Source organism: Bradyrhizobium sp. URHC0002, assembly GCF_054059515.1.
In genome coordinates this window covers 1,131,428-1,155,633 of record NZ_JBSSCF010000001.1, presented here as the reverse complement: position 1 = coordinate 1,155,633, position 24,206 = coordinate 1,131,428, and the positions used below count along the sequence as shown (strand labels likewise).

The following is a 24,206-nucleotide window of genomic DNA, read 5'->3' as shown; positions in this document are numbered from 1 at the left end:
CATTCTGCGACGCCGAGTTACGCGCTCGTTCAGACGTGCCCAGCCCGATCCAAAGGTCAGGGGATCGCGGTTGTCCGAATCAGTCAGGTTGCAATGATGCCCGATTCTGGAATTGTGGTCATCCGGGCAAATACTGCCGGGCGGTGCATTTGTGCCCGGTGAAAACCACAGCAAGAAGCGGGAAACAGCATGACGGGTTATTGGCGGGATCGCGCGGCCACCGGTTTTCAGTGTCAGAAGCGGCCGGCAACCGGGAGCCGCGGCATGGTGGTCAGCAATCATCCGCTGGCATCGAATGCAGGCGCGGAAATGCTGGCGGCCGGCGGCAACGCCATCGATGCGGCGATCGCGACGCTGTTTGCGCTGACGGTGGTCGAGCCGATGATGGTCGGCATCATCGGCGGCGGCATGGCACATGTCCGGCTGGCCGACGGCAGCCATCGCTTCGTCGACGGCCAGAGCACCGTGCCGCTGGCGGTCAGGCCCGATAGCTACACGTCGAAACCCGGCTCGGCGCATGACGTGTTCGATACAACAGGCGACGAAAACCTGACCGGCCCGAAAGCCGTCGCCGTGCCGGGCTCGCTGAAAGCCTGGTGCGAGACGCTGCGGCAATTCGGCACCATGTCGCTCGCCGACGTCATGCAGCCCGCGATCAAGCATGCTGCGCGGGGTTATGCGGTGACGCCCTACCTGCACGAATGCATTTCGGACAGTGCCCGGGAGATGCTGAAGGACAAGGCGATCTCGGCGATCTATCTGCCCGAGGGGACGCCGCTGAAAACCGGCGAGCGCGTGGTGCAGTCGGAATATGCGGAGACGCTGCGCTACATTTCGCAGCATGGCGAAGCGGCGCTGTATCACGGACCGCTCGGCGACATTCTCGTCGATTACATGAAGAAGAACGGCGGCTTCATCGCCCGCGAGGATCTGGCGACCTACAAGACGGTCGAGCGCCAGCCGATCCGCGCCGATTATCGCGGTTGGGAAATTCTGGGGCCGCCGCCGCCCGCGGCCTCCGGCGTGCACATCGCGCAAATGCTCAACATTCTCGAAGGCTATGATATCGCAAAGCTCGGCTTCGGCTCGGCCGCCACGATCCATTACCTCGCCGAGGTGCTCAAGATCGCCTTCGCCGACCGCGCGGCCGCAAGCGGCGATCCCGACTTCATCAACGTACCGGTCGAGCGCCTGACCTCGAAAGCCTATGCCGACGAACGCCGCCGCGCGATCGATCCAAACCGCGCGCAGGCATGGAGCGCCGGCGTGGCGCAGCTCGAAAGCGCTGATACCACCCACATGACCGCGGCGGATGCGTTCGGCAACGTGGTCGCGACCACCCAGACCATCAACAATCTGTTCGGCGCCAAAATTCTGATTCCCGGCCTCGGCGCTATCCCGAACAATTACATGAACCTCTACGATCCCCGTCCCGGCCACGCGCTGTCGCTGGCGCCGGGCAAGCGTGTCACCACCTCGATGTCGCCGATGATGGCGCTTCGCGACGGCAAGCTCGTCTATGCGCTCGGCCTGCCCGGGGGAAAGCGGATCTTCCCGAGCGCGATGCAGGCGTTGATCAACCTGATCGACCACGGCATGAGCCTGCAGGAGGCGGTCGAAGCGCCTCGGGTATGGACTGAAGGCAACGCGCTCGAAGTCGAACGAGCGGTGCCCGACGCCGTTCGCGCCAAACTTGTCTCGATGGGTCACAAGGTGCTGGCGGTGCCGACGGTTGCCGGCGGCATGAACGCGATCCAGTTTCACGAGGACGGAACGATGTCGGGCGCGGCGTGCTGGCGCGCGGACGGCACGCCGATCGGAATCGCCGGCGGACTTGCGCGCGCTGGCGTGAGGTTCGGGCTTGCATGATCGCAGCATCCGCATCCACTGCTCCGCGCGGCTTTGTGTATTCCACGTAGCAGTCTTAACTCCGTTGTTTTGCGGGAGATCGCGCGCTTGTCGTGAGGGAATTGCGTACTAGTACGGTTCGTCTATTTGTTTTTTGTTCACGGTAACGGCGGAACCTTGATGTGCTTCTCAGCACTGGCGCTGACGCATCGAAAGGGATCGAGCCGTGACACTCCTGAATCTGAACATTCGAGGGCGTTTGATTCTGGGTTTCAGCGTGCTCTGCGCGCTGCTGGCCATCGTGGTCGGTACCACGATCGTCAAGGTTGGCGCGGTCAATGAATCCACCAACCGGAACGTCAACCTTCGCGTACCGACCGCGATGGCCGCAAGCGACGTGGTGGCGGGGGTCTATGCCTCGCTCGCCTCGCTGCGGGGCTGGATGATCACCGGGAACGATTCGTTCAAGACCGAGCGCACGATGCTGTGGAAGGAAATCCAGCGTCATGGCTCCAGGATGGACAGCCTGTCAAGCCACTGGACGGTCGAGCAGAACAAGGCGGACTGGAAGCAGGCCAAGCCGCTGCTCGATGAACTGCGCAGCGCGCAGGACAAGGCCGAAGCGATTGCCCACACTATCGACGAACAGCCGGCCGCAAAATTGCTCGCCACCGAAGCCGCGCCGCTGGCCAAGATCATGCTGCAGAAGGCGACCTCGATCATTGATGAGGAAGGTAGCATCACCTCGACCGATGCGCGCAAGAGCCTGCTGATCGGCTTTGCCGACCTGCGCGGTAGCATGGCGATGGCGATCGGTGCGATCCGCGCCTATCTCCTGACCGCGGACCTGGTCTTCAAGAAGGAGTTCGAGGAACTCTGGGCGCTCAATCAGAAAAAGTTCGAGGCGCTCGCGACGCGGCGCTCGGAAATGACGAGCGCCCAGCAGAGCGCCTTCGACGCGCTGGTTGACGCCCGCGCCAAATTCTCGCCGCTGCCGCAGAAGATGTTCGATATCCGGGCGTCGGACCGCTGGAACATGGCGCAGTGGTTCCTGACCAACGAGGCGGCGCCGCGCGCCAACAAGCTTCTCGATATTTTCGCGGGCGCAAAGGACGCCGCCGGCGCGCGTTCGGGCGGTATGGTTTCGCGGCAGCAGGACAATCTGAACCGGGATGGCGATGCCGTGCTCGCAGAGACCAGCTTCCTGATGACGCTGCTCTGGGTGCTGCTTGGTGTTGGCCTCGGCGTCGCGGTGACGGTCGTGTACCTGACCAATCGCTCGATCGTTCCGCCGATCCTCCAGATGGTCGGCGCCATGGGGCAGCTCGCCGGCGGCGATCATTCGGTCGCCATCCCCGCCACCGACAAGAAGGACGAGATCGGCCTGATGGCGAGAGCGGTCCTGATCTTCAAGGAGAACATGATCAAGGCCAAGGAGCTTGCCGACAAGGAAGCCGAGGCGATCAAGGCGCGCGTCGTGCGGGCGGCGCGGGTCAACGAATTGACCCAGGCGTTCGACGCCAGCATATCGACCGTGCTGCGCTCGGTGGCATCGGCCTCGACCGAGCTGCAGGCGACGGCTTCGTCGATGACGGCGACGGCGGAAGAAACTTCCAGCCAGGCGACCGCCGTGGCGGCTGCGACCGAAGAGGCTTCCACCAACGTGCAAACCGTCGCGGCGGCTTCCGAAGAGCTGGCGAGCTCGGTGACCGAGATCAGCCGCCAGGTGGCGCAATCGGCTGCCATCGCGCAGAAGGCCGTCGAGGAAGCCGATCGCACCAACACCACGGTGCAAGGCTTGTATGACGGTGCGGCCAGCATCGGCGACGTCGTCAAGCTCATCAACGACATTGCGTCGCAGACCAACCTGCTCGCGCTCAACGCCACGATCGAGGCCGCGCGTGCCGGTGAGGCGGGCCGCGGATTTGCCGTGGTGGCGTCCGAGGTCAAGAGCCTCGCCGAGCAAACGGCGAAGGCAACGGAACAGATCGGCGCGCAGATCGCCGCGATTCAGAATTCGTCCAGCGACGCCGTGACCGCGATCCGGGGGATCACGTCGACGATCTCTGAAATGAACGAGATCGCTTCCGCGATCGCCAGCGCCGTCGAGGAACAGGGCTCGGCCACGCAGGAAATCGCCCGCAACGTGCAGCAGGCGGCGCTCGGCACCGGTGAAATCTCGGCGAATGTGGTTGGCGTCCAGCAGGCCGCCGGTGACACCGGCGCCGCCGCACATCAGGTGCTGCAGGCGTCCAGCGAGCTGTCGAGACAGTCCGAGACGATGCGCGGCGAGGTCGAAACCTTCCTCAACAACATCAAGGCTGCTTGATCCCCGACATTTGCGGGCGCTTATTTCCTGACGCAGATCACGCGAACGACCGACGCCTTGGCGTCGGTCGATCCCCCGGCCACATTCACGCCATTGGCCTTGAGAAAGTCGCGCAACGTTTCGGCGGTCACCAGCACCGCCTGCGCCGCCGGTGCGCCATTGGCGAGCCCGGCGACCTGAACCGGCTTCAACAGCGCGACGCCGGCGAACCTGCCGTCGTCATCCTGCGCGGGTGCGCCGGAAAAGCCGAGCGACGGGGCGGGCGTCAGCGCGATATTGCTGCCGCCGCCAAGCTGGGCGACCGAAGCCTTGAGGCTGGTCACCGCGGCGCCGCCGCCCTGGTTCTGCGGATCGGCAATGCCGGTAAGGTCGAGCGCCGTCTTGGTGGCGACGTTGGCGAGATTGAGCGCTTTCAGCCCGCGCGCACCATAGATGCGCAGCAGCGCGAGATCGTGCTGCTTGTCCTCGGCGACGCGATCGGCATTGCCAAAACCCGCAATCGCGACCGTGAGGCAGCCGTCGGTGATCTGGCGGTCGGCAATGATCGCGCCGTCGTCACCGACGACGAGGCCGGTGCCGTATTCCACCGTCTTGCGCGGCGGAGGCCCGGCCATTTGCACGGCAGCCGGAAACGCATTGAACGCGCTCGACATCGCGATCACGACCGGTTCCACGGTATTCTCGGTCGCCTGGTCGTAGAGGATGGTGAGGATGCGGACTTCGTCGCCCTTGAACGTGCCGCGCAGATAGAATTTCTTCAGGCCCTGCAGGCCCGACAGCACGAAGAAGTCCGGCTTGACCACGGTGTAGTCGATGTTGCGCCCCGGCTCTTTCTTCTCGCGCTCGGCGAGCTTCGCCGTGACCGGGCCGGCTTCCTTGCGCCGCGCCAGTTGAATCTGGATCGTGCCGGTCGGCGAGGTCCATTTGGTGCCGTTGGCGTCGCTGGCCTGCTGCGGCACCAGCTTGGTGGGGATGCCCAGCCGCACGCCGGTGCCGGGATCGGTGACGATCTTCCAGCCGACGCTTTCCTGCTTTTTCCTGGCGGTATCCGCCAAGGTGCCGCGCTCCTGCGGATTGAGCACGCCGGTCTGCTTAGCCCCGAGCGATTTCTGGAATTCCTTGATCGCATTGACCATGCGCTCGCTGACGTCGCCCGTGAGGGCGCCATTATACTGCCCCACCCAGGCGAGGTCCGACTGCAGCGCCAGCCGCTCGGCCTGCGCCATGGCATTGGCGGTTTCCTCCGGCTTCTGCAGCGCGGGACGGATCGGTATGGTCGTGACCGTTTTTGGCTTGGCGCCCACTGTCGCGGGCGGCGTCATCTGCGCCTGCGCGGAGACCTCCGAGACGGCAAAAACCGCGGCGGCCACCATCAATGTTGCCGAAAGCACCGATCTCATGACAAATCCAGAAGAATTCAGGAGTGGAGTATAGGAGCGCTCATTGACGTCCCGCCAATTAAGCACATCTGCTTGGTCGGCAACAACCGCGCCCCGGTTCAGGAACCGCGCCAGGAAATAGATCGACCATGCTGACGGCCGACGAACTCGAACGCTACGCCCGCCATATCGTGCTGCGCGAAGTCGGCGGCCCCGGGCAAACCGCGCTGAAGGAGGCGTCTGTGCTGGTGATCGGCGCCGGCGGCCTCGGCGCGCCTGTCCTGATGTATCTGGCCGCCGCCGGTGTCGGCACGCTCGGCGCGGTCGATGACGACATCGTCTCGCTGTCCAATTTGCAGCGCCAGATCATCCACACCACGCCCGACGTCGGACGGCGCAAGGTCGACAGCGCCGCCCAGGTCATTCACGCGCTCAATCCGCATGTTCATTTCGAGGCGCATCCGGTGCGTCTCGACGCAAAGAATGTGATGTCGCTGATCGGCGGCTACGATCTCGTGCTCGACGGCTCCGACAATTTCGAAACGCGCTATCTGGTTTCCGATGCCTGCTTCTTTGCCGGCAAACCGCTGATCACGGCGGCGCTGGGCCAGTTCGACGGATCGCTGACCACGATCCGCGCGCATGAACATGGCGCCGACGGGGAGTTCAATCCGACCTATCGCTGCCTGTTTCCCGAACCGCCGCCGCCCGGCACCGTACCGGCTTGCGCCGAAGCCGGCGTCATGGGCGCGCTGGCAGGCATGCTGGGCTCGATGATGGCGCTGGAGGCGATCCGCGAGATCGTCGGCTTCGGCGAGAGCCTGGTCGGACGGCTGGTGATGGTGGACGCCCGCGCCATGCGGTTTGAAACCTTGCGCTACGCGCGCGATCCGCAAAACCCGCTCAACGGCGATAAGCCCACGATCACTGATTTGAGCGGCTACGCAGCATAGGCACGCATCAGGCGCGTCACGGCTCGCCTGGCGTGCCGATCGATCTCCTCGCGACCCGGAGCGGGGATCGTGCCCAGCAGCGCGCGCATGAAGAGTTCGCCCTGCAACAGTCCGATAAAGCTGTGTCCGAATTCGGCGCGGTCGTCGATCTCGATCAGCCCCTGCTTCAACAGCCGCGCCACGATCGCGCGGACGCGCTCCATGCCGTGATCCCGGGTGAAGGCGCTGTAGGTGCGGCCGACCGCGGACAGCCGGTCGCCCTCCGCGACCGCGATTCGGAACAGCGCCAGCTTCTTCGGCTGCAGCATCAGCGCGAGCAATTGCGCGGCAAAACGATGCAGCGCGGTCAAGGGATCGAGCGTTTCGTCCGCGGCAATGGCATCCAGCGCATCGGTGCCCTGCCGGGTCGCCCAGGCCATCAGCGCTTCGAACAGCGCCTCCTTGCTGGGGTAACGCGCATACAATGTTGCCTTGGACGCGCGCGCCCGGCTCGCGACGTCGAGCATCGTCGCGCCATAAAAGCCTTTTTCCGTGAAGACGTCGAAGGCGGCCCGCAGGATCTCCTCCTCGCGCGCCGGAGTTTCCTCCGGCGGCTTCGCCACCGCCGCTCCAGCCGAACGCTTCATTCTCGTAGCCTGCCTTGACTGAGTACCCATGGGTACTGTATAGCCAGTACCCATGGGTACTCAAACCGATTACGCACGATTATCGCGCGGCGAAGGGTGGAGTTTGATGAGTACGGATCCGTGTGCCAGCGAGGCGGGCATCGTTCTGCCTCCCGGCCTGTTGCAGCCCTTCCTGCTTCGGTTTCGGCGCGAAGACCTGCACATCATGGCGTTCTTCAGCGGCCATCCCGACTATGAGGCGGTGGAAGCCATGATCAGCTGTCGCGCCGATGGCACGCCCTCGATCCGTGCGATCCTGACGCGTCACGACCAGAGCCAGATCGATCACGTCAACGACGACGATCTGTCCGCTGAGGGACATGGCGTTGCCCGCCAGACCTGCCGCCGCGACATCGTGCTAGCCGTCGACGCCCCGCCGGGAAGGCGGCACGCGCGGCTGGAATTTCGCTCGCATGCCGATGAGCCTGTTGTGCTCGACATCACGACCGTCGACGAGCCGGATTTCAAGCGCGGCGGCGTCTCCGATCCCGGCAGCCACTCGCCCAACACCAGCCTGCCGCTGATGCGGCGGCGCGCCAGTACGCTCGCAGGACCGCAGACCGCGGTGTTCGTCGGCGACAAGCGTTTTGAGGTTCCCGTCAAGATCAGCGCCGGGCCCTTCGTCGCGCATGAAGGTTATTTTACCGAAGGACACTTGTTTGGGGCCATACGCGCCGGAACGATCAGCTATCGCCTGAAGACAAGGCCCGCCCGAATGTCGGTCGGAGAGCAATGGATTCTCGAGGGCGATGGCCGGGTCATCATCTATCGCATCGAGAGCAATAAGCCGGATGGAAGGCTGCGCATCGCGCGAATGGATACGCCCGCCGAATCAATTGAAGCCTTCGCGGCCGGCGACGGGTTGCGGATCACCCGGATCGGCAGTCTCGCGGATGGGAAGCCTCAGGGCGGGCTCGATCTCGCATTCGATGAAGCCGGGCGCTTCAGCCTCGCGATGGAAGGCGAGACGATCGTATCGGGATCGGCAGCGACGAAGCGAGAGGCTGGGGCGGCCATCATCACCCTTTCACCAACGCAGCCGGATTGGGCCGTGGCGAGACAAGTTCGCGTTGCCTGCTCCCGCGACGGCGATCTCCTGACCGCGGTGACGACGATCGGCCGCAGCCAGCCCGCTCAACCCTAACGCTCCGGGGCGTCGTCGATTTGAGCGGGCCTCGCCGGTCAGGATGCCTTGATTAAGAAGCCTTGATTAGGAAGCCTTGGCCGGCTTCTCGCTATCCATGTGTGCAAGCTGCGCCTCGGGATAGCGTGCCCCTGCCGCGGCGCCTGGCGGAAAAGCCTTGGCGAGCGCGGCAAGGTGCGCATCCGTCAATTTGATGTCGAGCGCGCCGAGCGCCTCGGAAAGGCGGTCGCGGCGGCGGGCGCCGACCAGCGGCACGATATCGTTGCCCTGCGCCGCGACCCAGGCAATCGCGACTTGCGCCGGCGATGCAGCAATTTCGGCTGCAATGGCGCGCAGGGAATCCACCAGTGCAAGATTTGCGTCGAGATTGGAGCCCTGGAAGCGCGGGCTCATCTGACGAAAATCCTGCACGGCGGAGCGTTCCTTCGACCAGTGGCCGCTGATCAGCCCGCGCGCCAGAACGCCGTAGGCGGTGATGCCGATTCCGAGTTCGCGGCAGGTCTGGAGGATGTCGCTCTCGATCCCGCGCGCGACGAGCGAGTATTCGATCTGCAGGTCGACGATCGGATGCACCGCGTGCGCCCTGCGAATGGTGTCGGAGCCGACCTCGGAAAGCCCGATATGCCGGATCCAGCCGGCCTTCACCATGTCGGCCATCGCGCCGACGCTCTCTTCGATCGGCACATCCGGATCGAGCCGCGCCGGCCGATAGATGTCGATTGTCTCGACGCCGAGCCGCTGCAGCGAATAGGCGACAAAATTCCTGATCGCCGCCGGGCGGCTGTCGTAGCCGAGAAAGCCCTTGTTGGGATCGCGCAGCGCGCCGAACTTGACGCTGATCTGCAGACTGTCGCGATTGCGCCCCGTGAGCGCTTCGCGGATCAGCATCTCATTGTGGCCCATGCCGTAGAAATCGCCGGTATCGAGCAAAGTGATGCCGGCATCGAGCGCGGCATGGAGGGTGGCGATGCTCTCGCTGCGGTCGGCCGGTCCGTAGAAATCCGACATGCCCATGCAGCCGAGGCCGATGGCCGAGACGGCTGGACCTGTCATGCCGAGTTTGCGCTTTTCCATGGTGGTTCTCCTCGTAATCGGCAGCGAATTCGCGCCGGGGTGACGAGGCTGATATGCGCCCTTTCCGATAAAGCGATAAGCTGGACAATCGTAAATAGCTTGTTCAGGATATCGAACAATGAAGAATTTCGACCTCCGCGACCTCGATGCGTTCGTCGCCGTGGCGCGCACCCGGAATTTCCGGCGCGCCGCGACCGAGCAGGGCGTCTCCGTCTCGAGCCTCAGCCAGCGGCTGCGTGACATGGAGGAGCGGCTCGGCGTCCGCCTGATGAACCGCACCACGCGCAGCGTAGCGCTCACCGAGGCCGGTGAATTGCTGCTGGCCCGTGTCGGCCCTGCCATGTCGGATGTCGGCGCGGCGCTGGATCAGGTGCGCGGCCTGCGGGCCGTGCCGTCGGGGCGTCTGCGCATCAATGCGCCGCCGCCGGCGATCGATCTGGTGCTGGCGCCGATGGTCGCGCCGTTTCTTGCAGCCCATCCCAAGATCGATCTGGAGATCGTCGGCGAGAGCTCGTTCGTCGATATCGTGGCCGGAGGCTTTGACGCCGGCGTTCGCTATGGCGAGCATCTGGCGCAGGACATGATCGCCGTCTCGCTCGGCGCGCCGCAGCGCTACGCGGTGGTGGCGTCGCGCGAATACGTCGCGCAGCATGGCAGCCCGAAACATCCGAAGGACCTGCTGGAGCATTCCTGCATCCGCACCCGCTTCGGCAGCGGCGCGATGCTGGATTGGGAGTTCGAGAAGGGAGGGCGTGTCGTAAAGGTCTCGCCGCCGGCCAAGCTGATTGCGACCTATCTCGGCCTGGCGCTGCGCGCGGTCCATGACGGCACAGGATTCTGGCTGACGTTCGAGGGATACGTTCGCTACGGCATCAAGTCCGGCGCGCTGGTCAGCGTGCTCGACGATTGGTGCGCGCCGTTTCCGGGACCGTTTCTGTATTACCCGAGTCGCCGACAACCGCCGCCGGCGCTCGCCGCGTTCGTGGCTTTCGTTGCGGAATGGCGGAAGCGGGAGCGGCGGAAGAGCAAGTAATTCGTCGGCTCACTCCGGCCATCTCGCCGCTCCGGCTCTGCGCCTCATCCTGAGGAGCGCGTCTTCGCGCGTCTCGAAGGATGAAAGCCCGGATGCAGCAGCGGGGGCTACATGGTTCGAGACGGCGCTGGCGCGCCTCCTCACCATGAGGATTGGGTGCGGTGCCCGATCTAGAGCATGCTGGGCAGCACGCGGTCCGGCGGCTTGTGGTTGTCGAGGAAGGTCCGGATATTGATGATCACCTTCTCGCCCATCTCGACGCGGCCTTCGACGGTAGCCGAACCCATGTGCGGCAGCAGCGCTGCCTTGCCGGCCTTGGCGAGCCGCACCAGCTTCGGATTGACCGCGGGTTCGTGCTCGTAGACGTCGAGGCCGCAACCGGCGATGTCGCCGCTTTCGATCAGCTTGATCAGCGTGTCCTCGTCGACCACTTCACCGCGAGCGGTGTTGACCACATAGGCGTCCTTGCGGATCAGCTTCAGCCGCCGCGCCGAAAGCAAATGGAACGTCGCCGGCGTATGCGGGCAGTTCACCGAGATGATGTCCATCCGCGCCAGCATCTGGTCGAGGCTTTCCCAATAGGTCGCACCGAGTTCTTCGGCGATGACGGGCGCCACGGGGCGGCGGTTGTGATAGTGGATCTGCAGGCCGAAGGCGCGCGCCCGGCGGGCCACGGCCTGGCCGATGCGGCCCATGCCGATGATGCCGAGGCGCTTGCCGCCGATGCGGTGGCCGAGCATCCAGGTCGGCGACCAGCCCGGCCAGTGCTTGCCCTCGGTCAGGATCGAGGTGCCCTCGATCAGCCGGCGCGGCACCGCGAGAATCAGCGCCATGGTCATGTCGGCGGTGTCTTCGGTCAGCACTTTCGGCGTGTTGGTCACCGTGATGCCGCGCGCATGCGCCGCCGTAACGTCGATATTGTCGACGCCGTTGCCGAAATTGGCGATCATGCGAAGCTTGCAGTCGGGATGCTTGAGCATCTCCTCGTTGATCATGTCGGTGACGGTCGGCACCAGCACGTCGGCGGTGCTGACCGCGTCCGCGATCTGTTCCCGCGTCATCGGCGTGTCGTCGAGATTCAACCTCGCATCGAACAGCTCGCGCATCCGGGTCTCGATCGAGTCCGGGAGCTTGCGGGTGACGACGACGAGAGGTTTTTTCTTAACCGACATTTCCTGCTCTCATGAGACAACGGCTCGCCGGAGCTCTCCGTTCAGACCTCATTAACCCGGTTGTTCGACACTGCTGACGCCACGCGGTCCCGATGTCCCGCTGCATCTTAGGTAAGTCCTTGGGTTCCCAAATACTTGCCTCGGATTTTCAGCGGAAAATTCGGGCGTTCTTGTTCTCAACGTTCTGTCCTCTCTACCAGAAGGCCGGGCCAAGACAAGAACCCCTCGGAAGTCACAATCCGGAGATGGACCAAGCGGGGGCACGGGGTTTGGGGTTTTCGGGCGTTAGCGAGCGGTTTCAACTCGAGGAATTTGGGTTGTGACTATCTCGGCAGGAGACGAGTTGATGGCGTTGGGGCGTTTCTGTTCGGTGGCGGTGCTGGCGGGGTGCTGGCTTTTGGCATCGGTCAGCACAGGGTTTTCGGCCAAGGATTCGGCCATCACCACAAGCGGCCTGCCGGTGCCGCGATATGTCAGCCTCAAATCCGACCATGTGAATGTCCGGGCCGGTCCGACCAAGGATAACGATGTCGCCTGGATCTATACCCGCTCGGGCCTGCCGGTCGAAATCACCGCCGAGTTCGAGAATTGGCGCCGCGTGCGCGATTCCGAGGGCTCTGAGGGCTGGGTCTATCATTCGCTGCTGTCCGGCCGCCGCACTGCGGTCGTCACCATGAAGACCAAGGACGAGCTTGCGTCGCTCTATGATCGTCCCGATCCGACCAGCGCGATTGCGGCCCGCCTGCAGGTTGGCGTCGTTACCCAGGTCAAGAAATGCTCCAATGGCTGGTGCCGCGTGATCGGCAACGGCTTTGACGGCTGGATCGAACAGCAGCGCCTGTGGGGCGTCTACGCGGATGAGAAGGTGGAGTGAGACGCGCTAGCGCGTCTTGCGCAGTCATTCGTAGGGTGGGCAAAGCGAAGCGTGCCCACCATTTCTTTCGACGGTTTTAAATAGACGGTGGGCACGGCGCGAACGCGCCTTTGCCCACCCTACAAATTTTATACGGAGATCAGCGCTTCTTGCGCAGGCGCACGACCATGTCAACGCGCGCGATTTCGTAGCCTTCCGGCACGTCCGGCATCTTCGACAGCACCAGGTGCGGATCGGGGATGTCGACGAGCTCGTGGTTGTTCTCAAGATAGAAGTGGTGGTGCGCGGTGACGTTGGTGTCGAAATAGGTCTTGGTGCCGTCGACCGAGACCTGGCGCAAGAGACCCGCATCGGTAAGCTGATTGAGCGTGTTGTAGACGGTCGCCAGCGACACCGGAACCTTGGCCAGCGTCGCTTCCTCGTACAGCATTTCAGCGGTCAGATGGCGGGCGCCCTTGCCGAACAGCAGCCAGCCCAGGGCCATGCGCTGGCGCGTCGGCCTAAGGCCGGCGGCCTGCAGCATTTCATTGACGTCGTGCCAGGGACAACCGGTCAACGCCGGCTGATGTCCGGCGGCTCGGGCGGCCGGATCGATACCGTCGTCGTTCGGGGTCGGGGCTTGGTCGTTCATGTCCACTTCTGGTACCACGCGCTAACTTGGGCAATATTCTTGCCCAATATAAAAGGAAATCAGGTACATGCAAGTTTTTCGCAACTAGAACCGGCCCAAGGTTAAGAGGAACCAGCGTGCAAACACGGCGTTTTAGCCCGTTCCAGTGCTTTGCCGGGCCCCGGTGCCTATGTTACAGAGCGCGCGGACCACATATGCGAATTCGGCAGAGGCTAATGCCGATTGCACCCTAAGTAGCGCCAATTTGCGGGAAACAAGAGTTCTCCCGTAGGGAAACGGGTCCGGTTCGCTCAGAAAGCGCTCCATCGGGACATCTAAGGCAGAGGCGGGATACGATGCTGGATCGGCGCAGCGGTTATGAATTCGAGGACTTGCTGGCCTGCGGCCGTGGCGAGATGTTCGGCCCGGGCAACGCGCAACTGCCGCTGCCGCCGATGCTGATGTTCGACCGCATCACCGAAATCTCTGAAAAAGGCGGGGAATTCGGCAAGGGTCTGATTCGGGCCGAACTCGATGTGAAGCCGGACCTGTGGTTTTTCGGCTGCCATTTCAAGAACGATCCGGTCATGCCGGGCTGCCTCGGCCTGGACGCGATGTGGCAGATGGTCGGCTTCTACCTCGGCTGGAGTGGCGGCGAGGGGCGGGGCCGGGCGCTGGGGCTGGGGGAATTGAAGTTCTCCGGCCAGGTGCTGCCGAATGCCCGTAAGGTTGTGTACAACATCGACATGAAACGCGTGATGCGTTCAAAGCTGGTGCTTGGCGTTGCCGACGGCTGGCTTTCCATGGATGGCGAGATTATCTATCGCGCCAAGGATCTGAAGGTCGGGCTGTTCAAGCAGGGCACCGCGCCTGTCTGAGCGACGCGATCACGTATTCAAAATATCTTCACGGACAAACGGAAACGGCAGGGCGAGGCGATCATGAAGCGGGTTGTCATAACGGGGATGGGCATTGTCTCGTCCATCGGAAATAACACCCAGGAAGTGCTTGCGAGCCTTCATGAGGCGAAATCCGGGATCACGCGCTCGGCTAAATACGCCGAGATGGGCTTCCGTTCGCAGGTGCAGGGCGCGCCGACGCTCAATCCGTCCGACGTTATCGACCGGCGCGCGATGCGCTTTCTCGGCGAGGGCGCGGCGTGGAATCACATCGCCATGGAGCAGGCGATCCAGGATTCCGGACTGTCGCCCGAGGAAGTTTCCGACGTCCGCACCGGCATCATCATGGGCTCTGGCGGACCGTCCGCCCGCACCATCGTCGAAGCGGCCGACATCACGCGAAGCAAGGGCCCCAAACGCGTCGGACCGTTCGCGGTGCCGAAGGCGATGTCGTCGACGGCGTCGGCCACGCTTGCGACCTGGTTCAAGATCAAGGGCGTGAACTACTCGATCTCCTCGGCCTGCGCGACCTCGAACCATTGCATCGGCAACGCCTATGAGACGATCCAGATCGGCAAGCAGGATGTGATCTTCGCCGGCGGCTGCGAGGAGCTCGACTGGTCGCTGTCGGTCTTGTTCGACGCCATGGGCGCGATGTCCTCGAAATACAACGACACCCCCGCCACCGCCTCGCGCCCTTACGACATCAGCCGCGACGGCTTTGTCATTGCCGGCGGCGCCGGCGTGGTGGTGCTGGAAGAACTCGAACGTGCCAAGGCGCGCGGCGCGCGCATCTATGCCGAAGTGGTCGGCTACGGCGCGACATCGGATGGTTACGACATGGTCGCGCCGTCGGGTGAGGGCGCCGAGCGCTGCATGCGCATGGCGATGTCGACCGTGAAGACCCCGATCGATTACATCAACCCGCACGCGACCTCGACGCCCGCCGGCGATCCCCCGGAAATCGAGGCGATCCGAAAAGTGTTCGGCACCGGCGACAAGTGTCCGCCGATCTCCGCGACCAAGGCGCTGACCGGCCACTCGCTCGGCGCGACCGGCGTGCAGGAGGCGATCTATTCGCTTCTGATGATGAACAACGGCTTCGTCTGCGAGAGCGCCAACATCACCGAGCTCGATCCGGTGTTTGCCGACATGCCGATCGTGCGCAAGCGCATCGACAACGCCAAGCTTGGCACCGTGCTGTCGAACTCGTTCGGCTTCGGCGGCACCAACGCCACGCTGGTGTTCAAGCGGATGGATGCGTGATTTCGTTCTTGCCTCTTCTCGCTTGCAGTGAGAGCTCGGCAGGCAGCGGATGGTGACTTTGCAACAATCCGAAACGGGGTGGGCATGATTATCGAACCGCGCGTGCGAGGCTTCATCTGCACGACCGCACATCCCGTCGGCTGCGCCACAAATGTCCGCGAGCAGATCGCTTATGTTCTCCGCCAGGGGGCTATTCCCGAGTGTCCGAAGCGCGTAGCCGTGGTGGGCTGCTCGACCGGTTACGGCCTCGCCAGCCGTATCGTCGCAACCTTTGCCGGCGGCGCGGACACCATCGGCGTGTCGATGGAGCGCGAGCCTTCCGCGACCAAGAGCGGCAGTGCCGGCTGGTACAACAACCGCGCCTTCGAACTCGAGGCCGGCAAGATCGGACGTGCTGCCGTCACGCTAGAGGGCGATGGTTTCTCCGACGAGTTGAAGAAGGCCTTCATCGAGCGCGTGCGCGAAAAGTTCGGCCAGCTGGATATGCTGGTCTACAGCATGGCCGCGCCGGTCCGAACCGACCCCGACACCGGCAAGACCTGGCGCTCGGCGATCAAGCCGCTCGGCGCTCCCGTCGAGATCAAAACACTCAACACCGAAACCGGCGAGGTCTTCGAGACGACCATTGCGCCGGCGAGTGAGGATGAAGCGACCGCCACGGTGGCGGTGATGGGCGGCGATGACTGGAAGCGCTGGATCGACCAGCTCGCGGACGCCGGTGTCCTGGCGCCCGGCTTCCGGACCCTCAACTACACCTATATCGGCAGCGAACTGACCTGGCCGATCTACTGGAATGGCACTCTGGGTCGCGCCAAGGTCGACCTCGACCACAAGGCGGAAGCGATCCGGGCCCGGCTCGGCCAGGACGCGGCCCGCGTCGTGGCACTCAAGGCCGTGGTTACCCAGGCGAGCTCAGCCATTCCGGTGGTGCCGCTCTATGGCACGGTGCTGTTCAAGGTCATGAAGAAGCTCGGGCTCCACGAAGGATGCATCGAACAGATCGATCGCCTGTTCCGGACGCGCCTTGGCAAGGGTGTCGACGTTGACGAAGCCCAGCGCATTCGCGTGGACGATTGGGAGCTTTCGCCCGAAGTCCAGGCGGAGGTGTTGCGACGATGGCCGCTGCTCTCCACGGAAACGCTCAGCGAACTGGCCGACCTTCCGGAATACCGGAGCCAGTTCCTTCGCCTGTTCGGATTCGGCATCGACGGCGTCGATTACGCGCAGGACGTGGACCCTCGCGTCGTGACGTGAACCGTTCGGGAAGCGGCTCTACTTTGCATGGGGTTGTTTTCGCGATTTTCTGTCCGGGCTACGTTAACTTCACCCCGCCGCGATTTTCTCCGCGCGCTGGAACGCCGGGCGCGCCACGCAGCGGTCGATATAGGCGTCGAACGACGGCCGCGGCGGCACCATCTTGAACATCCGCACCGCGAAGTTCAGGCCTGAGCCCAACATGATGTCGGCGGCGGAAAACTTCTCGCCGAGAATCCATGGGCCCTTCTGCACGGCGGCATCGAGCACGTCGAAGGTCTGCGTCGCACTGCCCCACGCCGCCGTGCTCGCCGGCACTTCCAGCTTGGTGAAGAGCTGGATCAGCGCCGGCTCGATGCAGCTTGGCGAAAAGAACAGCCACTGCAGATATTTCGCGCGCAGTGGATCGGTTGCGGCCGGCGCAAGATTGGTTTCCGGATAACGGTCGGCGATGTAGGCGCAGATCGCGGCCGCCTCGCCAAGCGCAGCGTCGCCGTCCTTCAAGCCCGGCACCTTGCCCATCGGGTTGATCGCGAGATATTCCGGCGCCTTCTGTGCGCCGGTCGAAATGTCCGTCAGCACGCGCTCGTAAGGCAGCCCGGTTTCTTCGAGCAGCCAGATCGCGGAGATCGAGCGGGAGCGGGGCGACCAATAGAGTTTTATCATCGTGCGATTCCTTTTTTCTTCCATCGATAATACTTCATCACGCGGCCCATCCTCGGCTCGACCTGCTCCTTCTCGAACACAAATCCCTCGCGCTCGTACCAGCGCCATGCCTTTTCATTCTCGCGCACGCAGCGCAGCCAGATTTCATCCGGTAATTGTTGTCGTGTGAAGGCAAGCAAACGCCGCCCGAGTCCGTCGCCCTGATATTCCGGCGCGACGAATAGCATGTCGAGATAGCAGTCAGGCAAATGTAGCGCGAGCATCGCCGCCAATTTTCCGTTGTCGTCGGCGACGTAAAGGCTCCAGCCCCTCTCGACTTCCATCGAAACACGCGCGCGCAATTTTGCCAGCAGGGCGTCGCTGGCGTCTTCCAGCCCGGTCGAAACCCAACTGTCCATCCAGACGCGCGCGATCTGGTCATACTCGTCGGGTCGGGCGGGTCGGATGATAGTTTGTGGCAAGGTCAGTATCTCCCGAGGCACTTGCCTCGTCAGGCCCGTCATTTCATTTCCGCGCTGGCGATTTCGCCTTGCGCTGTTCGCGCAACGCGTCGGCTGCGAGGCAAACCACTTCGGAGATCTGCTGAAGTTGTCCGGCCAGCGGACTTGTCCTGCGCCAGACCATGCCAATGGTTCGCGACGGCTGCGGATTCCGGAAGCGCGCGACCGAGACCGTCGCCGAGCGTGTTTCCACCGCGACCGCCATTTCCGGAATCAGCGTGACGCCGATGCCGGCGCCGACCATTTGCACGAGCGTCGACAACGAGCTTGCGTCCAGCACTTCCCGTGGCGGCGACTGCATGTTGCAGAACGACAGCGCCTGGTCGCGGAAACAATGTCCCTCTTCGAGCAGCAAAAGCCGCATCTCGCGCAGCGTCTCGTGGCTCGGCACCGGCGTTCCCTCGTCTTCGCCCGGCCGCACCAGCAGGAAATTCTCCGAGAAACACACGACTTCGGTCAGCGAAGGTTCGGATACCGGGAGTGCCACGATCGCCGTATCCAGCCGGCCTTCGACGACTTCCTTGATCAGCTTGGGCGTTAGCGTCTCACGGACATGAATGTCGAGTTCCGGATGCATGCGCGCGAGGTTTTCGATCACCTTCGGCAGCAGATAGGGCGCAATGGTCGGGATCATGCCGATGCGTAAGCGGCCCGCGAGCCGGTCACGCGAAGCGCGCGCGAAGTCACCGAGTTCGTCGACCGAACGCAGGATGTCGCGGACACGCTGCACGATCTCTTCGCCGAACTTCGTCAGCGTGACCTGCCGCGCGCTTCGCTCCAGCAGCACGCCGCCGAGGATTTCCTCCATTTCCTTGATCTGCATCGACAGCGCCGGCTGCGAGATCGAACATGCCTCCGCCGCGCGTCCGAAATGGCCGTGACGTGCCAGCGCATCGAAGTAGCGAAGCTGTCTGAGCGTCGTCTGGATCATCAGGTCATCTTATCGGTTCGATCATTAAAATCAACTTTACCTGATGGTATGCGGTGCTTAGATTGCCTCCAATCCGACCAGGAACCATCAGGAGACGACCATGGATGATAAAACCAAATGCCCGTTCACGGGTGCACGCGGACGTGCGAACCGCGACTGGTGGCCGGACGCGCTGGACGTTTCGGTTCTGCACCGTAATTCCACTCTGTCCGATCCAATGGGCGAAGCCTTCGACTACGCCAAGGAGTTCAAGACGCTCGACCTCACCGCCGTGGTCAAGGACCTGACGGCGTTGATGACGGAATCGCAGGACTGGTGGCCGGCCGATTTCGGTCACTATGGCGGTCTGATGATCCGGCTGGCGTGGCACAGCGCGGGCACCTACCGCATCACGGATGGCCGCGGCGGCGCCGGCGCGGGTCAGCAACGCTTCGCGCCCCTGAACAGCTGGCCTGACAACGCCAACCTCGACAAGGCGCGCCGGCTGTTGTGGCCGATCAAGCAGAAGTACGGCCGGAAACTCTCGTGGGCCGACCTGATGATCCTCGCAGGCAACGTCGCGCTCGAATCGATGGGCTTCAAGACCTTCGGCTTCGCCGGCGGCCGCGCCGACGTCTGGGAGCCCGAAGAGTTGTTCTGGGGTCCTGAAGGCACGTGGCTCGGCGATGAGCGCTACAGCGGCGAACGCCAGCTCGCCGAACCGCTCGGCGCCGTGCAGATGGGCCTCATCTACGTCAATCCGGAAGGGCCGAACGGCAATCCGGACCCGCTCGCGGCGGCCAAGGACATCCGCGAAACCTTCTTCCGCATGGCGATGAACGACGAAGAAACGGTTGCCCTGATTGCTGGCGGCCACTCCTTCGGCAAGACCCACGGTGCCGGCGATCCGTCGCTGGTGGGCGCGGACCCGGAAAGCGGTGCGCTGGAGGATCAGGGCCTCGGCTGGAAGAGCAAGCATGGCACCGGCGTCGGCGCCGACGCCATCACCGGCGGCCCGGAAGTCACCTGGACCCAGACGCCGACCAAGTGGAGCAACCTGTTCTTCAAGAACCTGTTCGAAAACGAATGGGAGCTGACCAAGAGCCCGGCCGGTGCGAAGCAGTGGAAGGCGAAGGGCGCTCAAGCCACGATCCCGGACGCCTACGACACGTCGAAGAAGCATGTGCCGACCATGCTGACGACCGACCTGTCGCTGCGCTTCGACCCGGCCTACGAGAAGATCTCGCGGCGCTTCCTCGAGCATCCGGACCAGTTCGCGGACGCGTTCGCACGCGCCTGGTTCAAGCTTACGCACCGCGACATGGGCCCGATCGCGCGCTACCTCGGCCCGCTGGTGCCGAAGGAAACGTTGATCTGGCAGGACCCGATTCCGGCGGTGGATCATCCGCTGATCGGCGAGGCTGACATCGCTGCGCTGAAGGCGAAGATTCTTGGCTCCGGCCTGTCGGTGTCCCAGCTCGTCTCGACCGCATGGGCGTCGGCGTCGACGTTCCGCGGCTCCGACAAGCGCGGTGGGGCGAATGGCGCGCGCATTCGTCTCGCGCCCCAGAAGGACTGGGACGTCAACCAGCCGGCCGAGCTCAAGACGGTCCTGCAGAAGCTCGAAGCGATCCAGAAGGAGTTCGGCAAGAAGGTTTCACTTGCCGACCTGATCGTTCTCGGCGGCAGTGCTGCGGTCGAAAAAGCCGCCAAGGACGCCGGTGTCGATGTGAAGGTGCCCTTCACGCCGGGGCGCGCGGATGCGTCGCAGGACCAGACCGACGTCGAATCCTTCGCGCCGCTCGAACCGCGTGCCGACGGCTTCCGCAACTATGTCAACGGCAAGAAGCATCAGTTCATGGCGCCTGAGGAGGCGTTGGTGGACCGGGCGCAATTGCTGCGGCTGACGGGACCTGAGATGACGGCTCTCGTCGGCGGCCTGCGCGTCCTCGGCGGGAATACGGCTAACTCCAAGCACGGCGTGTTCACCAACAAGCCGGGCACGCTGACGAACGACTTCTTCGTCAACCTGCTCGACATGGGCACGCAATGGCAGCCCGCCGGCGCCGACGGCGCGTATGAGGGCCGCGACCGCAAGACCAATGCGGTCAAGTGGACCGGCACCCGCGTCGATCTGATCTTCGGTTCACACGCGCAGCTCCGCGCCTTCGCGGAGGTCTATGGCTGCACGGACTCGAAGGAGAAGTTCGCCAAGGATTTTGCGGCGGCATGGACCAAGGTGATGAACCTCGATCGGTTCGACATCGCCTGAGCACTTTGCGGAAACGCAATGATCAAAACAAAGGGCGGCCGAAAGGCCGCCCTTTTTCGTGGTGCTAAATCCTGATCACGTGCCGAGCGTGCCGGCCTTCGCCGCCGCATAACGCTCGGCGATCTTGGCCCAGTTCACCGTATTCCACCACGCCTTGAGGTAATCCGCGCGGCGGTTCTGGTAGTTCAGATAATAAGCGTGCTCCCAGACGTCGTTGCCCATCAATGCCCGCTTGCCGTCCATCATCGGGTTGTCCTGGTTCGGGCGGGTCTCGATCGCGAGCTTGCCGTCCTTGGTGACCGTCACGAACACCCAGCCCGAGCCGAATTGGCGGCCGCCGGCGGCGTTGAAGTCGTTCTGGAATTTTTCCATGCCGCCGAGGTCCTTGTCGATCGCGGCCAGCACCTCGCCCTCGGGCTTGCCGCCGTTCGGGCCCATGATCTCCCAAAACATGGTGTGATTGGCGTGGCCGCCGAGATTGTTGCGGACGGTGAATTTGATGCTGTCGTCCAGCGCATTCAGATTGCCGAGGACGTCCTCGATCTTCGCCGTTCCCAACTGCGGGTTGGTCTTGGCGACATTGTTGAGGTTGGCGACATAGGCCGCGTGGTGCCTGTCGTGATGGATTTCCATCGTCTTGGCGTCGATATGCGGTTCGAACGCATTGGTCGGATACGTAAGCGGCGGCAGCGTGAACGGCCCGGTTGCGGCGGCTGGCGCCGGGGCCGGAGCCGCAGCCTGCGCGAAGACGATACGCGGCGCTGCTGCCGCGGCAGCTATTCCGGTTGCAGCCAGCATCAGATGGCGCCGGGACATGGATAACATCGGTTTTCTCCTTAACCTGTGAATGAACTGGTTGGGTATCTGTGACGAGACGCCGTTAGGCCGCTGCGCGCGACAAGCTACGGGCGACCGCCGGGATCGGGTTCCAATTTCTGTCACCTGCGGCGGAATGGCGCAGGTGCCTCAATACTCCCAGTGTAATGCAAGCAGATAACAAAAAAGGGCGGCCTTTCGGCCGCCCTTTGTTCACATTCCAGCGATGCCTTACTCGCCGGCAGCTTCGCGCTGCGGCGCTTCCGCCTTCTGCTTGGCCTCGAGGTCCTCGCCGGTCGCCTGATCGACCACCTTCATCGACAGCCGCGTCTTGCCGCGGTCGTCGAAGCCGAGCAGCTTGACCTTGACCTTGTCGCCTTCCTTGACGACATCGGAGGTCTTCTGCACGCGCGCCGAAGCGAGCTGGCTGATGTGGACCAGGCCGTCCTTGGCGCCGAAGAAGTTCACGAACGCGCCGAACTCCATCACCTTGACCACCGTGCCTTCGTAGATCTGGCCGATCTCCGGATCGGAGGCGATCGACTTGATCCACTTGATCGCGGCCTTCATCGCCTCGCCGTCGTTGGAGGCGACCTTGACGGTGCCGTCGTCCTCGATGTTGACCTTGGCACCGGTCTTCTCGACGATCTCGCGGATCACCTTGCCGCCGGTGCCGATCACTTCACGGATCTTGTCGGTGGCGATCTTGAAGGTCTCGATGCGCGGCGCGTATTCGCCGAGCTCGGCGCGGGCATTAGTCAATGCCTTGGCCATTTCGCCGAGGATGTGGATACGCCCGTCCTTGGCCTGGCCGAGCGCGACCTTCATGATCTCCTCGGTGATGCCCTCGATCTTGATGTCCATCTGCAGCGAGGTGATGCCCTGGTCGGTGCCGGCCACCTTGAAGTCCATGTCGCCGAGATGATCCTCGTCGCCGAGGATGTCGGACAGAACCGCAAAGCGCGAACCTTCCAGGATCAGGCCCATCGCGATACCTGCGGTCGGCCGCTTCAACGGCACGCCCGCATCCATCAGCGCCAGCGAGGCGCCGCACACCGAGGCCATCGACGACGAGCCGTTGGATTCGGTGATCTCGGAGACCACGCGCACCGTGTAGGGGAATTCGTGGTGCGGCGGCAGGACGGGGTGGATCGCGCGCCAGGCGAGCTTGCCGTGGCCGATTTCACGGCGTTTGGTGCCGCCCATACGCCCGGTTTCACCGACCGAATAGGGAGGGAAATTGTAGTGCAGCAGGAACTGCTCCTTGTAGGTGCCCGACAAGGAGTCGATGTACTGCTCGTCCTCACCGGTGCCGAGCGTGGTCACGACCATCGCCTGGGTTTCACCGCGGGTGAACAACGCCGAGCCGTGGGCGCGGGGCAGGATGCCGACTTCGGCGATGATGTTGCGAACCGTTTTGGAATCGCGGCCATCGATGCGCTTGCCGGTGTCGAGGATGTTCCAGCGAACGATCTTCGATTCGAGTTCCTTGAACACGCCGGCGATGCGCAGCTTGTCGTATTTCGGCTCCTGCCCTTCCGGGAAGTAGTGCGCCATCACCTTTTCTTTGGCCTTGCCAACCGCGGCATAGCGGTCCTGCTTGACCGGGATCGCGTAGGCTGAGCGCAGGTCCTGCTCGATCAGGCCGAGCATTTCCTTCTCGATCGCGCTTTCGTCGATGATCTTGACGTCGCGCGGCTCCTTGGCGGCCTTCTCGGCGAGATCGATGATCGCCTTGATCACCGGCTGGAAGTGCCGGTGGCCGAACATCACGGCGCCGAGCATGATGTCTTCGTTGAGCTCCTTGGCTTCCGATTCGACCATCAGCACGGCGTCGGCGGTGCCGGCGACGACCAGATCGAGCTGGGTCTCGACCATCTCGTCGAGCGTCGGGTTGAGGATGTATTCGTCGTTGCTGAAGCCGACGCGCGCGGCACCGATCGGGCCCTTGAAGGGCGCGCCGGATATCGTCAGCGCGGCGGAAGCTGCCACCAGCGCCAGGATGTCGGGATCGTTCTCCATGTCGTGCGACAGCACGGTGACGATCACCTGGGTTTCATTGCGCCAGCCTTCGACGAACAAGGGACGGATCGGACGATCGATCAGGCGGGAAACCAGCGTTTCCTTTTCGGTCGGACGCCCTTCGCGCTTGAAATAGCCGCCGGGAATGCGGCCCGCGGCATAGGTCTTTTCGATGTAGTCGACGGTCAGCGGCAGGAAGTCGACGCCTTCGCGCGGCGCCTTCGCGGCGACGACAGTGGCGAGCACGACGGTCTCGCCGTAGGTGGCGAGCACGGCGCCGTCGGCCTGACGGGCGATCTTGCCGGTTTCCAGCTTGAGGGGACGTCCACCCCAGTCGATCTCGACGGAATGCTTATTGAACATATCGGTTTCTTTCATGGGTTCACGAGAGAGCGGGGCCCAAAAACACAAAGACCATGCGCAAGATTGCGGGACGCTGATCGCAATGCGAGATCAGCGTCCGGCGATCCTGCCATGGTCTTCATCTTTCGGATGGCGTCCATCCTCTCGGCAGTCACGG

Annotated in this window: 20 protein-coding genes; 10 read left to right on the top strand and 10 right to left on the bottom strand. The window is 63.5% G+C overall.

From position 1 onward, the window contains the following. The first annotated feature begins 189 nt into the window (after positions 1-189). Positions 190-1,869, top strand: coding sequence for a gamma-glutamyltransferase (gene ggt / locus ACVWVY_RS05505; RefSeq protein WP_456625424.1), 1,680 nt, complete (start codon positions 190-192; stop codon positions 1,867-1,869). A 205-nt stretch (positions 1,870-2,074) separates the two neighbouring features. Continuing rightward, complete coding sequence (locus tag ACVWVY_RS05500) at positions 2,075-4,177, top strand: HAMP domain-containing methyl-accepting chemotaxis protein (protein ID WP_456625423.1); 2,103 nt, start codon at positions 2,075-2,077, stop codon at positions 4,175-4,177. 20 nt (positions 4,178-4,197) lie between these two features. Here ACVWVY_RS05500 and ACVWVY_RS05495 read toward each other — a convergent pair whose 3' ends face one another. Continuing rightward, positions 4,198-5,577, bottom strand: a complete 1,380-nt coding sequence (locus ACVWVY_RS05495; RefSeq protein ID WP_456625422.1) for a serine protease — start codon at positions 5,575-5,577, stop codon at positions 4,198-4,200. A 128-nt stretch (positions 5,578-5,705) separates the two neighbouring features. Between ACVWVY_RS05495 and ACVWVY_RS05490 the strand changes: the two genes are divergently transcribed. Further along, positions 5,706-6,509, top strand: a complete 804-nt coding sequence (locus tag ACVWVY_RS05490; RefSeq protein WP_456625421.1) for a HesA/MoeB/ThiF family protein — start codon at positions 5,706-5,708, stop codon at positions 6,507-6,509. Here the strand turns inward: ACVWVY_RS05490 and ACVWVY_RS05485 are convergent. After that, complete coding sequence (locus ACVWVY_RS05485; protein WP_456625420.1) at positions 6,497-7,135, bottom strand: TetR/AcrR family transcriptional regulator; 639 nt, start codon at positions 7,133-7,135, stop codon at positions 6,497-6,499. The two genes, ACVWVY_RS05490 and ACVWVY_RS05485, sit on opposite strands and share 13 nt — an antisense overlap. A 106-nt stretch (positions 7,136-7,241) precedes the next feature. On the opposite strand from ACVWVY_RS05485, the gene ACVWVY_RS05480 reads away from it, so the two are divergent. After that, positions 7,242-8,318 carry a hypothetical protein gene (locus tag ACVWVY_RS05480; RefSeq protein ID WP_456625419.1) on the top strand — a complete coding sequence of 359 codons (1,077 nt, stop codon included), beginning with the start codon at positions 7,242-7,244 and terminating at the stop codon, positions 8,316-8,318. A gap of 66 nt (positions 8,319-8,384) precedes the next feature. Here ACVWVY_RS05480 and ACVWVY_RS05475 read toward each other — a convergent pair whose 3' ends face one another. Beyond that, the gene (locus tag ACVWVY_RS05475; protein ID WP_456625418.1) at positions 8,385-9,392 is read right to left on the bottom strand and encodes an aldo/keto reductase; all 1,008 of its coding nucleotides are present in this window, start codon (positions 9,390-9,392) and stop codon (positions 8,385-8,387) included. Between the two features lie 118 nt (positions 9,393-9,510). Here ACVWVY_RS05475 and ACVWVY_RS05470 point away from each other — a divergent pair, with 118 nt between their 5' ends. Further along, on the top strand, positions 9,511-10,425 hold the full coding sequence (locus tag ACVWVY_RS05470; RefSeq protein WP_456625417.1) for a LysR family transcriptional regulator: 915 nt from the start codon (positions 9,511-9,513) through the stop codon (positions 10,423-10,425). Positions 10,426-10,595: 170 nt separating this feature from the next. Here ACVWVY_RS05470 and ACVWVY_RS05465 read toward each other — a convergent pair whose 3' ends face one another. Then, positions 10,596-11,597, bottom strand: a complete 1,002-nt coding sequence (locus ACVWVY_RS05465) for a 2-hydroxyacid dehydrogenase (protein ID WP_456625416.1) — start codon at positions 11,595-11,597, stop codon at positions 10,596-10,598. Positions 11,598-11,943: 346 nt separating this feature from the next. On the opposite strand from ACVWVY_RS05465, the gene ACVWVY_RS05460 reads away from it, so the two are divergent. Continuing rightward, positions 11,944-12,471: an SH3 domain-containing protein gene (locus ACVWVY_RS05460; protein ID WP_456625415.1), complete on the top strand. Its 528-nt coding sequence runs from the start codon at positions 11,944-11,946 to the stop codon at positions 12,469-12,471. Positions 12,472-12,610: 139 nt separating this feature from the next. Here ACVWVY_RS05460 and irrA read toward each other — a convergent pair whose 3' ends face one another. Beyond that, positions 12,611-13,102 carry an iron response transcriptional regulator IrrA gene (gene irrA, locus ACVWVY_RS05455; protein ID WP_057854836.1) on the bottom strand — a complete coding sequence of 164 codons (492 nt, stop codon included), beginning with the start codon at positions 13,100-13,102 and terminating at the stop codon, positions 12,611-12,613. Between the two features lie 335 nt (positions 13,103-13,437). On the opposite strand from irrA, the gene fabA reads away from it, so the two are divergent. From fabA to fabV, 3 genes are all read left to right on the top strand, one after another. Further along, a complete protein-coding gene (gene fabA / locus ACVWVY_RS05450) occupies positions 13,438-13,959 on the top strand; it encodes a 3-hydroxyacyl-[acyl-carrier-protein] dehydratase FabA (protein ID WP_456625414.1) in 522 nt (173 codons plus the stop codon). 63 nt (positions 13,960-14,022) lie between these two features. Further along, the gene (gene fabB / locus ACVWVY_RS05445) at positions 14,023-15,246 is read left to right on the top strand and encodes a beta-ketoacyl-ACP synthase I (protein WP_456625413.1); all 1,224 of its coding nucleotides are present in this window, start codon (positions 14,023-14,025) and stop codon (positions 15,244-15,246) included. 84 nt (positions 15,247-15,330) lie between these two features. Further along, positions 15,331-16,500 (top strand): enoyl-ACP reductase FabV, encoded by a 1,170-nt coding sequence (fabV, locus tag ACVWVY_RS05440; protein WP_456625412.1) that lies wholly within the window; start codon positions 15,331-15,333, stop codon positions 16,498-16,500. A gap of 69 nt (positions 16,501-16,569) precedes the next feature. Here fabV and ACVWVY_RS05435 read toward each other — a convergent pair whose 3' ends face one another. From ACVWVY_RS05435 to ACVWVY_RS05425, 3 genes are read right to left on the bottom strand one after another with little or no spacing between them, the layout of a single operon-like run. Continuing rightward, positions 16,570-17,166, bottom strand: coding sequence for a glutathione S-transferase family protein (locus ACVWVY_RS05435; protein WP_456625411.1), 597 nt, complete (start codon positions 17,164-17,166; stop codon positions 16,570-16,572). Beyond that, a complete protein-coding gene (locus tag ACVWVY_RS05430) occupies positions 17,163-17,627 on the bottom strand; it encodes a GNAT family N-acetyltransferase (RefSeq protein ID WP_456632112.1) in 465 nt (154 codons plus the stop codon). The genes ACVWVY_RS05435 and ACVWVY_RS05430 overlap by 4 nt, the downstream gene beginning before the upstream one ends. 43 nt (positions 17,628-17,670) lie before the next feature. After that, positions 17,671-18,597 (bottom strand): LysR substrate-binding domain-containing protein, encoded by a 927-nt coding sequence (locus tag ACVWVY_RS05425; RefSeq protein ID WP_456625410.1) that lies wholly within the window; start codon positions 18,595-18,597, stop codon positions 17,671-17,673. Positions 18,598-18,697: 100 nt separating this feature from the next. Here ACVWVY_RS05425 and katG point away from each other — a divergent pair, with 100 nt between their 5' ends. Next, a complete protein-coding gene (gene katG / locus ACVWVY_RS05420) occupies positions 18,698-20,848 on the top strand; it encodes a catalase/peroxidase HPI (protein ID WP_456625409.1) in 2,151 nt (716 codons plus the stop codon). Between the two features lie 75 nt (positions 20,849-20,923). On the opposite strand, the gene ACVWVY_RS05415 is transcribed toward katG, so the two are convergent. Both ACVWVY_RS05415 and pnp read right to left on the bottom strand, forming a co-directional pair. Next, positions 20,924-21,673: a superoxide dismutase gene (locus tag ACVWVY_RS05415; protein ID WP_456625408.1), complete on the bottom strand. Its 750-nt coding sequence runs from the start codon at positions 21,671-21,673 to the stop codon at positions 20,924-20,926. A 222-nt stretch (positions 21,674-21,895) separates the two neighbouring features. Continuing rightward, the gene (pnp, locus tag ACVWVY_RS05410) at positions 21,896-24,049 is read right to left on the bottom strand and encodes a polyribonucleotide nucleotidyltransferase (protein WP_456625407.1); all 2,154 of its coding nucleotides are present in this window, start codon (positions 24,047-24,049) and stop codon (positions 21,896-21,898) included. Between the last annotated feature and the right edge of the window lie 157 nt (positions 24,050-24,206).